Raw genomic sequence first — 12,930 nt, 5'->3', positions numbered from 1 at the left:
TATCCGCATTATAATTTGACCTTCTTTGACTTTCAAGTAATTTGTTTTGGTATTTTTACCCAAAACTGAAGTTTAGCCTTATTGCAAAAAAGCTCGTCTTTGTTTGTACTAGCCTACATATATTTGAAAGGAAGGAGGAGATTAAGTGAAGACGAATTGGGGGGCAGCTTTCCAGATCGCTGCCGTTTATGTGGGAACCGTGGTGGGAGCGGGCTTTGCCACTGGCAGGGAGATTGTGGAGTTTTTTTCCCGATTTGGTTTTATCGGTTTAATTGGGATTTTAATGAGCGGCTATATCTTTATTTTTCTCGGCTCCAAATTAATGAGAATCTCTGCACGAATAAAGGCTGCATCTTATCAGGAATTAAATGAATATTTATTTGGAAGATTTTTTGGTTCTGCCATTAATATATTGATGCTGTTTATGCTGCTGGGCGTTTGCGCCGTCATGCTGTCAGGAGCAGGAGCAGTGTTTGAAGAACAGATCGGCATCAGCAAGACTGCAGGATTGCTCTTAACGATAGGGTTAACGATTATTACAATGATAGTGGGCATTCGCGGATTATTCGCTGTGAATACGTTTGTTGTTCCGATGATGATTGCATTTAGCTTTATTTTATTGTTCATAAGCATGAAGCTTCCTGATTTTGCAGAACAGGTCCTATTTATCCCTTATGCTGAAGATGGATGGAAAGCGGTTGTGGCTCCGTTCTCTTATACGGCTCTGAATTTGACATTGGCACAAGCAGTATTAGTGCCTGTGGCTTCAGAAATAAATGATGATCGGACAATAAAGTGGGGTGGATACCTTGGAGGTGGCGCATTGACCCTCATCCTGCTTTCCAGCCATTTGACACTGATGATGCTCCCAAATCTGGAGGCTTATGATATCCCAATGGCTGCAATTGTTAAGACGTTGGCATCATCTTTCTATTGGATATTTGTTTTTGTCATCTATGGTGAAATTTTCACTTCTGTTATTGGGAATGTGTTTGGGATCGAGAGACAGGTAAAAAAATATGTTTCCGTGCCGAGTATTATTATTGTGGGGTTTATCTTTGTAGTATGTTACTTTATCAGTTTGATCAATTATGGAACATTGCTTTCCTATTTATATCCGGTTTTCGGATATGTAAGTTTGACATTTATTATTCTTCTGTGGATGAAGCCATTCGATGATGGAAGTAAAGGCAAGAAAGCGTGATAAAAGCTAATTAAAAGAGATCCGTTTTACACGGATCTCTTATTCATTTCATTATTTTTGCTGCTCCTCTTTCATAATGGTTTTCGCCATCTGAAGGAAAGCATCTTCATGGTCAGCTTCTTCCTTATTAAATAGGGTAAGTTTCAGTGAAAAATCTTCGTTTTTCACAAGATAGGCTGAAACCTTCTCTCCGTTTCCTTCAGCCTTCATTACAGTTGCATCTTTGTAAAAATCATCTGAAGGAGCTTCAGATGTCTGCACATTTTCGCTAACAGCTCCTAATTGTGCTTTTGTGTTTTCTTCGAGCATGTTCCAATCTGCATCATTCGGAAGAAGTTCAATACGCATGAATACCTGATCATTTTCTGAAAGGTATAAGACATCCTTATTAGGCTCCTCGGCCGATAGTTCATAGGCGGGCAGAACGTAAATAGAATAATTTTGATTATCACTATGTTTTAGGAAGGCAGTCTCTTCCTTCTCTTCACCTTTAACCGTATAAGTCATATTCTGTTCCAGGATTCTGATAACACTGTCTCCTTCTCCCACAGTGCCCTCTTCTTCTGATTCCTGTTCTTCAGTTTGTTCCTGTCCATCCTGTCCTTCTGAAGATGTTTCTTCTTCATTTTGCCCCGGTTCTGCTCCATTGCCGGAATCATCCTGAGCCGTGCCGCAGCCTGCCAGGATAGCAGCAAATAATCCCAGCATTAAGATGAATTTCGCCATATTTTTCATTATTGTTTCATCCTCCCGTTGTCACTTCTAGCGCTTTTGCATAATTAGACGTAAATGGAATAAAAGAGTTACATATAAATTCCTATTAATTAGTACATTACCATTTATGTAAAACATCGACAAGACTCAACAAAGACTACAAAAAATAGACAATCCTTTAAGGATTGTCTAATCATCATTGAAATCTGCACGAGGCCATCTAATAAAAGGGGAGCAGGACGAACATCAATAAGTCAAAAATCAGGTGGGATACGATTACAAGCGGAATGCTTCTTTTCCATGCGTATAGCCATCCCCAGAAGAGGCCTGCGATTAATGCTGCAAAGGCAAGCATCCAGTATCCTGAATAAAAATGAACAGAAGAATAGAGGAGAGACGATAATATGATGGATAACTTAACAGTCGTAAGTTTCATCAATCTCTTTTGAACGAACCCTCTCCAGAAGATTTCTTCTCCAGGAACAATGATTAAAATAAGCACAATATAGTGCCAGATAAGGGAAGGTGAAAATCGGCCATATAGTTTTTCAACCTGATTAACAAGCGGAAGATTGAGTATTTCAAATAAACTATATCCAGCCCAAAAAAGTCCATACAATAAAAAACCTGAAAGGACTCCATAGGTAATAAATGTTCCAAAAGAAGCCTTGTCTTCTACTTCCTCCATTATGATGGAATAACTGATTAGAAGCAGTAAAGAGGCAGAAAAGATATACCAAAAAATTGATTTATCCTGAAATGTAAAATACATTAGCAGATGAGCGAGTAATATCCCGCCAATAAAGCGGACATCTGCGGCAATACTCTTCAATTTTTAATCTCCTTTCAAGCAAAAAAATAACCAAACACTATTTTAACAAAAAACAATCCTAAAAAGTAAGGAAAAGATTTCTTTGGAAACGATAAGATAAAAAAATGCAGAAATGCTAATCATAAGCCCATGAGAAGGGAGGTAAGTATAATGACAAAATCAAAAAGAGAAAAAGAGCGTGCATGGACGGTAAGAAAGCAGGATCAGCACCCTCATGGTAAAGTGAAATCATTAAAAGAACTGTCCGGGGAAAAAGAATAAAAAATCATGGCCCCCAATCTGGGGGCCGCGAATGTGCAGAAATCCAAGGGTGCGCCATTTTAAAATGCAAACTGAAAAGGGGAGAGGCCGGTGGAGCAGAAAGCATCAAAATGTCTAATGAAACTGATAACATGCAAAAATAAAAAAGCAGCAAGAGAGCTGCTTTTTTGGCTCGAAGGAATACGCTTTCATTTTTTCTTTTATACTGCTGATTCTCTTACAACCTTATAATTTTTATGATTGACAACTGTCCTTTGATCTAATTCCAAATCACGGTAGTTATCCATATACGTTAAATCTACAATAACAGAATTCTCATTTACTTTTTCTACAATTCCTTGTAATCCGTCACGAAACTCAATAATATTGCCAACCTCTGCTTTCTTCAAAAAGCATCTCTCCTTTTGTCCATTTCTTTCGCTGGTAATAACAGTTTGCACTATATTATGAAATGCGTAAAGAATTTTGCAATTCACTGCTGCTTAGGTAATTTATTACAGCATTAAGTTGGTAATATTATACCAGATAAATAACTTTTGTACATTAAAATTATTTAATATTCAGAAAAAAGATTGATATGCAGATATAATATTAGATACTTCAAAATTGACATCACTTTATTTATGATAAAGAAAGAATAGAGTAAAAAGGAGTTCTGAGTAATGAATCATGAACAAATTCAGGAAGTGCTCGATCAATTAAAAAATGGAATCATTTCTGAGTATCATGTGTCAAAAGAAGACTTTCTTCCTTTTCGCAGTGTCATTGTGAAAAGGGAGGATTTTAAGCACTTCCGCGGAATCGCCCAAAGAGGCGGACACGTTATATATCGATATTTAGATTCACCCCGAAGTTAAGGAAGGAAAAGGTGCTGAATGATAAAGCACATAGGAAAGACACTTGAAAATCTCAGGTGTCTTTCCTATATGCCCTCATGAAAAATTGAATGGAAGGCTAAGCATTCTGGGCACAAAAGCAATATTACAAGTTTGAAGGGACTGTACAAGTATGAGCAATTTTAAAGGGAAAACGGTCGTTGTTACAGGAGGTGCCAGCGGAATTGGCAAGGGAATTGCCGAGACGTTCGCAGGGAAAGGGTCCAATGTAATCATTGCCGACATAGATGAAATGAGGGGAAAAAAGTTAGAAGAAAGGTTGGACAAAAAAGGCCTGACAAGCATGTTCATAAGAGCGGATGTTAAGAATGAAGAAGAAATCAAGGGACTTATAATGAAAACTTATGAATCATTTGGAGCAATTGATATTCTAATAAATAACGCTGGGATCTCAAAGTTTCATTCACTTTTTGAACTGACTGTGGAATTGTGGGATGAAGTGATCAATACGAACCTTCGAAGTGTCTTCCTGTGCAGCAGGGAAGCTGCCAAATTGATGAAACAAGGATCCTGTATTATCAATCTATCTTCTACGAGAGCAGTAATGTCTGAAAGCAATACAGAGGCATACTCGGCTTCAAAAGGCGGAATTATAGCAATCACCCATGCTTTGGCCAGCACGCTTACTGAAAAAGGGATCAGGGTTAATTGCATAAGTCCCGGCTGGATTGAAACAGGAGATTATGAAAGTCTCAGGGGGATTGATCATAGTCAGCATTTTGCCAACAGAGTTGGAAAACCCGGCGACATTGCAAGAACTTGCCTATTTTTAGCCGATCCAGAAAATGACTTTATTACAGGAGAAAATATAACAGTAGATGGAGGAATGACAAGGAAAATGATTTATGAACAATAATAACTGTCTACTTTCTTAACAATACGATATTAAGCACGAAAACTGCACCAATGAAAATAAGGCATAGCAGGATGTTAATCATCATTCTCGCCTCCTGTCTTAAAGACATTGTAAAACAGCTTCGTTAAGTGGCATTGAATTCTTTGTAAATTTACTGTGAAAAAATGATAAATAAGTTAGAAACAGGAACAAGCCCCTTGTTCTAAATGGTTCTAAAGCCTCGTAGTCTTTAAATGCTTTAGAACAATTAGAGGGAGGGATTCTAGCAGGGAAGTGGCATTTTTGGCTTCATAATATTGGGCTTCCAATCATGATGCTGTCACTGTCTTTGGTCCTGGTAACAGAGTATAATGCCTTTCTTCCAGGTACTGCTATTGGAGCTACTGCAACTGCTGCCGGTATATTAATTTTCGTATGGAACATACTGAAAAATTTAAAAGCTGATAGCTAGGCAATTAGCGTATGGATTTATTATCCATGCGTTTTTCTTTTTTGGGGAGCTTAATTATCAGATAATTGTAAAGATAAATATTTTTTAGTAAAATTACACCGATCAATCTATATAGGTTAGAGAGCAGTATGGAAGTTAACAGGAGGGCGAAAATGGAATATTCAATCTGAATGCCCAATCTTATCAGGATGGAAAGAACCAGAATGCTTAATTGGCTAAGCTCACAGCATTTCACTCTTCTGGCCCGCATATAATGGAAAAATCAATCAAAAAGGCGGGATAAAATAATGAAAGTTGAATCAGAAAAAGCATTAAGAGTGAAAAGTTTATCTCAAGATATTTTAGAGCATCTGATGGAAGACAGCACTTCTTATAATCATGAAGACTTGAAACATGTCATAGAAATGCTTTCACGATCCGTATCGGATCTTGCCACATTGTATACGGACCGGGAAGGCGATCATGAAACAGCTCTAAAGGGTACCATTTCAAAAATGCGAATCAGCTATAATGTACTTCAATACAAAGAAACTTCAAAACTGGTTAGAAAACAAGATAAGTATCATCCACAGCCATAAATTAAAAGAAATATTGCATCTGAAACATTAAGTAGAAATCATTGGCAAATGAAAGCGTTTTACTCGAAAAAGTGTGAACAAACGTGAAAAATTAAGGGTTTTTCATTGTCTAAATGAATGTGAAATGCTATTCTTTTGTCTGAGATGTAAGTTGTCCGATAACTTAATTGCAGCCAGGTAATATTTCCTGATTCTATGGAAGTGTTCAAAATGCAGAGAAGCTTCGAGACGAAGTAATTTTACTAATTTTTCTCAGCTTTTTTGAACAACTATATACATGAATAATAGGGCGTTGGAAAAAATAAAACAGCATATAGGACGAAATATCCCGGCATTATTACTGTTTCATCCTGCTGCTGATTTTGCTGAAAAAATTCCAGTTCCCGTCTTTAAGTTCGTGAGGCAACGCCTTGCACATCTTAATACAATCATTAATAAGAAGGAGATTGATCCCATATGGTTCAAAAACAATTTAAAGTAACTGCAGAAACAGGAATTCACGCTCGTCCAGCTACAATGCTTGTACAAGCTGCCAGCAAATTTGACTCGGAAATTCACCTTGAGTACAAGGAAAAGAAAGTAAATCTAAAATCAATCATGGGTGTTATGTCTTTAGGTGTTGGACAAGGTGCAGATATTACAATTATTGCTGAAGGAAACGATGAACAAGATGCCCTTAACAGCCTTGAAGAAACACTGAAAAAAGAAGGTTTGGCTGAATAATGAGCTTTTTAAACGGAATTGCGGCGTCAAGCGGTATTGCAATAGCGAAAGCTTACCGCTTGGTTGAGCCGGATCTCTCTTTTGATAGAAAGACAGTAGAATATGCTGAACAGGAAGTGGAACGCTTTCAGTCAGCGTTAGCTGAATCTAAAGGTGAATTGGAAGTCATCCGTGATAATGCCCATAAAGAACTTGGGGCTGATAAAGCTGCTATTTTCGATGCTCATCTTCTTGTATTAAGTGATCCGGAATTAATTTCGCCAATTGAAGATAAAATTAAAACAGATAAAGTAAATGCTGAATCTGCATTAAAAGAGACAGCAGATATGTTCATTACAATGTTCGAACAAATGGACAATGAATACATGAAAGAGCGTGCGGCGGATATCCGTGACGTAACGAAACGCGTACTTTCTCATTTGCTTGGGGTGCAAATTGCGAATCCCAGCATGATTGCAGAAGAAGTAATCATTATTGCTGAAGACTTGACCCCATCCGATACTGCTCAGCTGAACCGCCAGTTTGTAAAAGGGTTTACAACTGACATTGGAGGCAGAACATCTCACTCTGCCATTATGGCCCGTTCCATGGAAATTCCAGCCGTAGTGGGAACAAAGGAATCTACAAAGCAAATTAAAAATGGCGACCTGGTTATCGTGGATGGATTAAAAGGTCTAGTACATATTAATCCGACTCCAGAGGCTGTAGCCGAATATAAAGAAGAACACCGCAAATTCGAGGCTCAGAAAGCTGAGTGGGCTAAGCTTGTTAACGAAAAATCAGTTACTGCTGATGGCCATCAGGTTGAATTGGCTGCCAATATCGGCACTCCAAAAGATCTGAAGGGTGTAGTTGAAAATGGCGGAGAAGGCATTGGTCTTTACCGCACGGAATTTTTATATATGGGAAGAGACCAGCTTCCAACAGAAGAGGAGCAGTTTGAATCCTACAAAGCTGTCCTGGAAGGAATGAGCGGAAAACCAGTTGTTGTCCGCACGCTTGATATTGGCGGGGATAAAGAGCTTCCTTATCTGAATCTTCCGAAGGAAATGAACCCATTCCTGGGCTTCCGGGCGATTCGTCTATGTCTGGAAGAACAGGAAATGTTCAGGACACAATTAAGGGCTTTGCTAAGAGCAAGCACTTATGGAAACCTGAAAATCATGTTCCCTATGATTGCAACCCTTGATGAATTCCGTCAGGGCAAAGCAATCCTTGAAGAAGAAAAACAAAAGCTTGTGAGCGAAGGCTTAGAGGTTGCAGACAACATTGAAATTGGAATTATGGTTGAAATTCCTTCAACTGCTGTTATGGCTGAGCAATTTGCTAAAGAAGTTGATTTCTTCAGCGTAGGCACAAACGATTTAATTCAGTACACAATGGCTGCAGACCGAATGAATGAGCGTGTTTCTTATCTTTACCAGCCGTATAATCCTGCAATCTTGCGTTTAGTTAAAATGGTTATTGACGCAGCACACAAGGAAGGAAAGTGGACAGGCATGTGCGGTGAAATGGCTGGGGATGAAACGGCTATTCCATTGCTGTTGGGATTAGGACTTGACGAGTTCTCCATGAGCGCTACGTCGATCCTTAAAGCTCGTTCTCAAATCAGTCACCTAAACAAAAAAGACATGGAAGCACTGGCTGAAAAAGCGCTTCATATGAATACAGCAGAAGAAGTAGTTCAAGCTGTAAAAGAAGCTGCAAAACTGTAATCAAATTGAAACAATTAAAAAGTTTTAAATAAAATTCCCCGGGTAAATAAGAAGTAAGCACTTAGGTCAGTCATAAGTAAGCTGATCATTCTCATTTTCCCCCCTTTTTAAGCCGGCCTATGATGGCCGGTTTATTTTTTATCCTTCTTCAGGTGAAACTGCCATTCAGCCTTAAGGATGACAGCAATCACATCTTATGATTGTTATCCGGAATATGAAACTCTCCTATAATTAAGCTACAACATAAAAAGGAGAGATGGAAAATGGTTACCATGATAATCAGCTTTCTCTTTCATGATTATCGATATAGATGCATTAAAGAAAAGCAGAAAAACGACTTATATGAAAAACAGAGCTTATTTTTAAGCCGTGTCCTCCATTAAAGAAGCCTGGAAAGGGCTTCTTTTATATTTTGTACGCTTTTTTTCGAGGGTAACGTTTAAGTTTTGTAATTGGGGTTTATTGTAAGACGAGAAAGGAAAAGGTAATGAAAAAGGAGGAATTCTTCATGAAAAAAAAGATCATTAGCCTAATTCTTACCGCCATATTGGCCCTGCCTCTGTCAGGCTGCATGCAGGGTGCACAGGACTCAATCGTCAATAGTCATGCTGAAGCCTTGCTGACTAAAAACAATGAGCTGCAGTTCCGGTTTAAAATTAATGATAAAATCCTTTCAGAAGAGGAATTATACAAAGTAAAAGTTTCCATACATAATGAAAAACTGGCCGCTGCCCTTGGTACGGATGAGTTTGTTTATGGGGAGGACACTATAATCAATGGGGAATATATAGAAGTTAATAATGGAAAGGGAAACTATATTTTTATGAATCCCATTCCTCTTACACAGGACCTGCATGTTTTCGAAATAGAAGAAATGATCGTGAATGAAGATGCAGTATCTGTAGAAATCTTAAATGAGGATGAAGTGATTGCGAGAGCATTCTTAAATAATTTTTCCTCACAGCTTTAAAAAGAATCCAATGTGATGACAGGAGTTTTGTTTTTATCTAATCTGTGTAATATAAATTACGCGCATAAAATTGGGGATGGACCAGGTATTTGCCTGGTCTTTTGTCTTTATTGGGACATCTAATATTTTTAATCTAAGATAAGTAATGCTAGAATTAATATAAAAATTCAGATATTTCAAGGGAGTGGGTACATTGATTTCACCTGAAAATACAGTTATCGGTTTTGTGGGAGCAGGGGTTATGGGCAAGAGCATGGCGGGGCATCTGCTGAAAGCAGGTTATCCATTAGTTGTTTATACAAGAACCAAAGAAAAAGCTTCTGAACTAATAGAGAATGGGGCAGAGTGGGCTGAGACGCCATTGGAAGTTGCTAAGAAAGCAAATGTCATTATTACGATTGTTGGTTATCCGGCAGATGTAGAGGAAGTGTACCTTGGGGAAAATGGCATTATCACCAATGGCAGGGAAAATACATATGTAATTGACATGACCACCTCGACACCTACATTGGCCAAAAGAATATACAAAGAAGCAGGCAAAATAGGCATGCATGCAATAGATGCCCCTGTTTCAGGAGGCGATATCGGCGCCAGGGATGCAAAGCTTTCAATAATGGCCGGAGGAGACAGGGACGCATTTCTGGCAGTAGAACCGATTTTCAATCTTCTCGGAACAAATATCGTCTATCAAGGAAAAGCAGGTGCCGGACAACATACGAAAATGTGTAATCAAATTGCGATTGCATCAAATATGATAGGGGTGTGTGAAGCGGTAGTTTATGCAGAAAAAGCAGGTTTGGACCCAAGTACTGTTCTTCAAAGCATATCATCTGGTGCAGCAGGCAGCTGGTCACTATCAAATCTTGCACCGAGAATAATTGATGGCAACTTTGAACCAGGCTTTTATATAAAACATTTCATTAAGGACATGAATATCGCCTTAGATGAAGCAGAAGCAATGGGCATGATGACTCCAGGGCTTGCTCTTGCAAAAAAAATGTATGCCGAGCTTTCTGAAAAAGGGGAAGAAAACAGCGGTACACAGGCATTGTATAAATATTGGGATAAGTAATTTGCGCCTGTTAATGAATAAACCCCCTTTTTTCACTTCAAACTAATAAAGAAAGTGAAAAGGGGGGTTAGACAGGTGGCTAAAAGAAATAAGAAAAATGATCCTCAGCAAAAGAACAAAAAAGGCTTCGATTCTGCTGTCATTGATTCTGAATTCTCCCATGAATTTGGAAGTGCTGACACGAATAAAATTCATAAGGATAAAGCCAAAAAGGAAAAAGCATCAAAAAACAACGGGCAATATCAAGGGCAGTAAGGGTGAAAAAGGCAGGCACGGAGCCTGCCTTTTTGCATTGATTGAAATTAGAAGCAATGAATATACAAACAGCGCCATTCCTCCTAAAAAGGGAAATGGCGCTGTCGACCGAGTGATTCTCTACAATATACCCTCCAGATACTTTTCGATCCGGTCAAGCCCTTCTTGTAATGTGTCCATGGAATAGGCAAAGGAAATCCGGAAATAACCTTCTCCATATGAGGAGAAGGCGCTGCCAGGAACTACTGCAACTCCTGCATTTTCAACAAGAGAAAGGGCAAATTCAAAGGAGTTCATTGAAACATCTGGTATTTTTATAAAAAAATAAAAAGCGCCATCAGGTTTGACTACATCCAGGTTCATCTGTACTAAACGCTCATATACATAGTCACGGCGTCTGGCATATTCATGCCTCATTGGCAGAGCGTCGTTGATTCCGGTTGTCAGCGCTTCAAGAGCTGCCATTTGGGAGACAGAAGCTGCGCATGTCACATTATACTGATGCACCTTCAAGATATGTTTTGCAAGGTTTTCCGGTGCGAATAAAAGACCAATGCGCCAGCCTGTCATCGAATGGGATTTTGAAAGTCCATTAATTACTATAGTTTGCTCCCGCAAAAGGGAAGCGATTGAGTGATGCGTTTGATCATAGATCAGCTCGCTATAAATTTCATCAGCAAGGATAAAGATATCTTTGCCTTTAACAAGAGCAGCAATTTCCTCAAGCTCCTTAAAACTCAGACTGACACCTGTCGGATTCGATGGATATGGAAGAACAATGCACCTTGTTTTATCACTCATTTGTTCTGCAATTAAATCCGCAGTAAATCTAAACTTGTTTCTGGAAATATCAGTATATACCGGAACTGAACCGCATAGCTTTATGATTGGCTCATAACCGGGATAAACAGGACCAGGCAGAATTACTTCCGATCCTTCATCCAGAATTGTACGAAATGCAATATCGATAGCTTCACTTGCCCCCGTTGTCACAATGACTTCTAATTCAGGGTTATATGTAAGGTTATATTTTGTTTTTACAAAAGAAGCTGCAGCTTGCCGCAATCGAATATCGCCCGCATTGTGTGTATAGGAGGTAAAATTATCGTCAATTGCCTGTTTAGCTGCTTCTTTAACATGTAATGGCGTCGGGAAGTCAGGCTGTCCAATTGTAAGAGAAATCATGCCTTTGGTGCCGGCAACCATATTGAAAAACTTTCTGATTCCAGAAATTTCGATGTCCTTCACTCTTTGATTGATTAAATGTTCCAATGTATTCACCTCGCATAATCATAATGTTTATTCTATCACTTTGATGATGCAGCAAACAGAAAAAAATAAAACAGGCCCTGAATTCTATTCAGAGCCTGCAGAAAAATAATTAGTATCCGTAATCCCAATCGACTTCGTCTTCATGCCATAATATCGGGGATACAGCACCAAAATCAATTACTTTATTTTCTATATGGCATCGGCAATGTTTGTCGCCGCATTGATCTTTCATTTCCTCAAACACAGAATGCTCCACATTTTCCAGGATCGTAACTTTATGTTCATCATGGTAAAGGATTGCTGTACCTTTCATGCCTGATCGCACCTCATTTTTATTTTATGTAAAACTTACTTTTAGCTTTACAAACCTATTTTATGACTTTGGAAAATTAGTGTCTACACTGTTTTAAGACTGTTCACAAAAAAGTCAAGATGAAAACGTTTTAGAGAGATATTTGTTAAAAAATAAATGAGTGTAAAATTTTACAAATAGTTGAATATAATTCATTTAGAGATTAACATTAGTAGATAGTGGAAACTGCATTTTTAGTTTGTTAGTTTTCCAGCAAAATATTCAAAGGAGGTTTTAAAGTGGAGACATCTTTAGAGAAGCAGCCTTATGAAAGCACAAAGGAATATGGCGGATTCTGGCTCCGATTTGCGGCCTATTTAATCGATTCTATTATTGTTGGAATTCCGCTTATAATTATAAGCATTGTTATCTTTATGATTTTCTTTGGCACGTCTGATGCTTTTAATACGATGATAAGCGACCCATCTTATATGGAAACAGAAATGACTGATGAAGAAGCTTTTGCATTCATGGGATCATATTTTGGCGCACTTGGAGTAACCTTTCTTGTCAATCTTGTCGTTGCTGTTGCCTATTTTGCAGGCCTGCACGCATCCAAATGGCAGGGAACTGTGGGGAAAAAGCTGCTGGGATTAAAAGTGACTGACTTAAATGGCAACCGCATTTCTTTCTGGAGGGCGCTGGGAAGATATTTGGCCATGGCCATCCTGTCTGGAATTTTCCTTATCGGCTATATTATTGCTGCCTTTACAGAGAAAAAACAGGCATTGCATGATTTAATCGCAAGCACCGTCGTATTAAAAAAATAATTCTTAATA

16 protein-coding genes are annotated in these 12,930 nt (G+C 38.5%); 11 read left to right on the top strand and 5 right to left on the bottom strand.

Features of this window, described 5'->3' with window-relative positions; all coding sequences use genetic code 11:
- The first annotated feature begins 145 nt into the window (after positions 1-145).
- Positions 146-1,204 (top strand): GerAB/ArcD/ProY family transporter, encoded by a 1,059-nt coding sequence (locus QUF73_09480; protein MDM5226447.1) that lies wholly within the window; start codon positions 146-148, stop codon positions 1,202-1,204.
- A 51-nt stretch (positions 1,205-1,255) separates the two neighbouring features.
- On the opposite strand, the gene QUF73_09475 is transcribed toward QUF73_09480, so the two are convergent.
- Positions 1,256-1,939, bottom strand: coding sequence for a hypothetical protein (locus QUF73_09475; protein ID MDM5226446.1), 684 nt, complete (start codon positions 1,937-1,939; stop codon positions 1,256-1,258).
- A 199-nt stretch (positions 1,940-2,138) separates the two neighbouring features.
- A complete protein-coding gene (locus tag QUF73_09470; GenBank protein ID MDM5226445.1) occupies positions 2,139-2,750 on the bottom strand; it encodes a type II CAAX endopeptidase family protein in 612 nt (203 codons plus the stop codon).
- Positions 2,751-2,900: 150 nt separating this feature from the next.
- Between QUF73_09470 and QUF73_09465 the strand changes: the two genes are divergently transcribed.
- Positions 2,901-3,011: a DUF6254 family protein gene (locus QUF73_09465; GenBank protein MDM5226444.1), complete on the top strand. Its 111-nt coding sequence runs from the start codon at positions 2,901-2,903 to the stop codon at positions 3,009-3,011.
- Between the two features lie 200 nt (positions 3,012-3,211).
- On the opposite strand, the gene QUF73_09460 is transcribed toward QUF73_09465, so the two are convergent.
- Entirely contained in the window at positions 3,212-3,400 is a 189-nt protein-coding gene (locus tag QUF73_09460; protein ID MDM5226443.1) for a DUF2187 family protein, read from the bottom strand.
- Positions 3,401-3,673: 273 nt separating this feature from the next.
- On the opposite strand from QUF73_09460, the gene QUF73_09455 reads away from it, so the two are divergent.
- The 8 genes from QUF73_09455 to QUF73_09420 all read left to right on the top strand — a co-directional run bounded on the left by QUF73_09455 (position 3,674) and on the right by QUF73_09420 (position 10,527).
- Positions 3,674-3,868 (top strand): hypothetical protein, encoded by a 195-nt coding sequence (locus tag QUF73_09455; protein MDM5226442.1) that lies wholly within the window; start codon positions 3,674-3,676, stop codon positions 3,866-3,868.
- 151 nt (positions 3,869-4,019) lie between these two features.
- The gene (locus QUF73_09450) at positions 4,020-4,763 is read left to right on the top strand and encodes an SDR family oxidoreductase (protein MDM5226441.1); all 744 of its coding nucleotides are present in this window, start codon (positions 4,020-4,022) and stop codon (positions 4,761-4,763) included.
- 738 nt (positions 4,764-5,501) lie between these two features.
- A complete protein-coding gene (locus tag QUF73_09445; GenBank protein MDM5226440.1) occupies positions 5,502-5,792 on the top strand; it encodes a hypothetical protein in 291 nt (96 codons plus the stop codon).
- 456 nt (positions 5,793-6,248) lie between these two features.
- Positions 6,249-6,515 (top strand): phosphocarrier protein HPr, encoded by a 267-nt coding sequence (locus tag QUF73_09440; protein MDM5226439.1) that lies wholly within the window; start codon positions 6,249-6,251, stop codon positions 6,513-6,515.
- Complete coding sequence (gene ptsP, locus QUF73_09435) at positions 6,515-8,230, top strand: phosphoenolpyruvate--protein phosphotransferase (protein MDM5226438.1); 1,716 nt, start codon at positions 6,515-6,517, stop codon at positions 8,228-8,230. The genes QUF73_09440 and ptsP overlap by 1 nt, the downstream gene beginning before the upstream one ends.
- A gap of 508 nt (positions 8,231-8,738) precedes the next feature.
- Positions 8,739-9,200 carry a hypothetical protein gene (locus QUF73_09430; protein MDM5226437.1) on the top strand — a complete coding sequence of 154 codons (462 nt, stop codon included), beginning with the start codon at positions 8,739-8,741 and terminating at the stop codon, positions 9,198-9,200.
- A gap of 193 nt (positions 9,201-9,393) precedes the next feature.
- Positions 9,394-10,272 carry an NAD(P)-dependent oxidoreductase gene (locus QUF73_09425; protein MDM5226436.1) on the top strand — a complete coding sequence of 293 codons (879 nt, stop codon included), beginning with the start codon at positions 9,394-9,396 and terminating at the stop codon, positions 10,270-10,272.
- 75 nt (positions 10,273-10,347) lie between these two features.
- Positions 10,348-10,527: a hypothetical protein gene (locus QUF73_09420; GenBank protein ID MDM5226435.1), complete on the top strand. Its 180-nt coding sequence runs from the start codon at positions 10,348-10,350 to the stop codon at positions 10,525-10,527.
- Between the two features lie 120 nt (positions 10,528-10,647).
- On the opposite strand, the gene QUF73_09415 is transcribed toward QUF73_09420, so the two are convergent.
- A complete protein-coding gene (locus QUF73_09415) occupies positions 10,648-11,799 on the bottom strand; it encodes an aminotransferase A (protein ID MDM5226434.1) in 1,152 nt (383 codons plus the stop codon).
- A gap of 109 nt (positions 11,800-11,908) precedes the next feature.
- Complete coding sequence (locus QUF73_09410) at positions 11,909-12,112, bottom strand: hypothetical protein (protein ID MDM5226433.1); 204 nt, start codon at positions 12,110-12,112, stop codon at positions 11,909-11,911.
- Between the two features lie 278 nt (positions 12,113-12,390).
- Here QUF73_09410 and QUF73_09405 point away from each other — a divergent pair, with 278 nt between their 5' ends.
- Positions 12,391-12,921 carry an RDD family protein gene (locus tag QUF73_09405; GenBank protein ID MDM5226432.1) on the top strand — a complete coding sequence of 177 codons (531 nt, stop codon included), beginning with the start codon at positions 12,391-12,393 and terminating at the stop codon, positions 12,919-12,921.
- Positions 12,922-12,930 lie beyond the last annotated feature (9 nt).

This window comes from Cytobacillus sp. NJ13 (genome assembly GCA_030348385.1).
In the GTDB taxonomy this organism is placed as follows: Bacteria; Bacillota; Bacilli; order Bacillales; family Cytobacillaceae; genus Cytobacillus.
The sequence above is the reverse complement of the archived record's forward strand: the minus strand, read 5'-3'. Positions and strand labels throughout refer to the sequence as shown.

Excerpts from the sequence above, each read along its gene's own strand:
- QUF73_09465 (MDM5226444.1), top strand. The coding sequence starts at position 2,901 with ATGACAAAATCAAAAAGAGAAAAAGAGCGTGCATGGACGGTAAGAAAG.
- QUF73_09440 (MDM5226439.1), top strand. The coding sequence starts at position 6,249 with ATGGTTCAAAAACAATTTAAAGTAACTGCAGAAACAGGAATTCACGCT.
- QUF73_09445 (MDM5226440.1), top strand. The coding sequence starts at position 5,502 with ATGAAAGTTGAATCAGAAAAAGCATTAAGAGTGAAAAGTTTATCTCAA.
- QUF73_09450 (MDM5226441.1), top strand. The coding sequence starts at position 4,020 with ATGAGCAATTTTAAAGGGAAAACGGTCGTTGTTACAGGAGGTGCCAGC.
- QUF73_09455 (MDM5226442.1), top strand. The coding sequence starts at position 3,674 with ATGAATCATGAACAAATTCAGGAAGTGCTCGATCAATTAAAAAATGGA.
- QUF73_09475 (MDM5226446.1), bottom strand. The coding sequence starts at position 1,939 with ATGAAAAATATGGCGAAATTCATCTTAATGCTGGGATTATTTGCTGCT.
- ptsP (MDM5226438.1), top strand. The coding sequence starts at position 6,515 with ATGAGCTTTTTAAACGGAATTGCGGCGTCAAGCGGTATTGCAATAGCG.
- QUF73_09430 (MDM5226437.1), top strand. The coding sequence starts at position 8,739 with ATGAAAAAAAAGATCATTAGCCTAATTCTTACCGCCATATTGGCCCTG.
- QUF73_09410 (MDM5226433.1), bottom strand. The coding sequence starts at position 12,112 with ATGAAAGGTACAGCAATCCTTTACCATGATGAACATAAAGTTACGATC.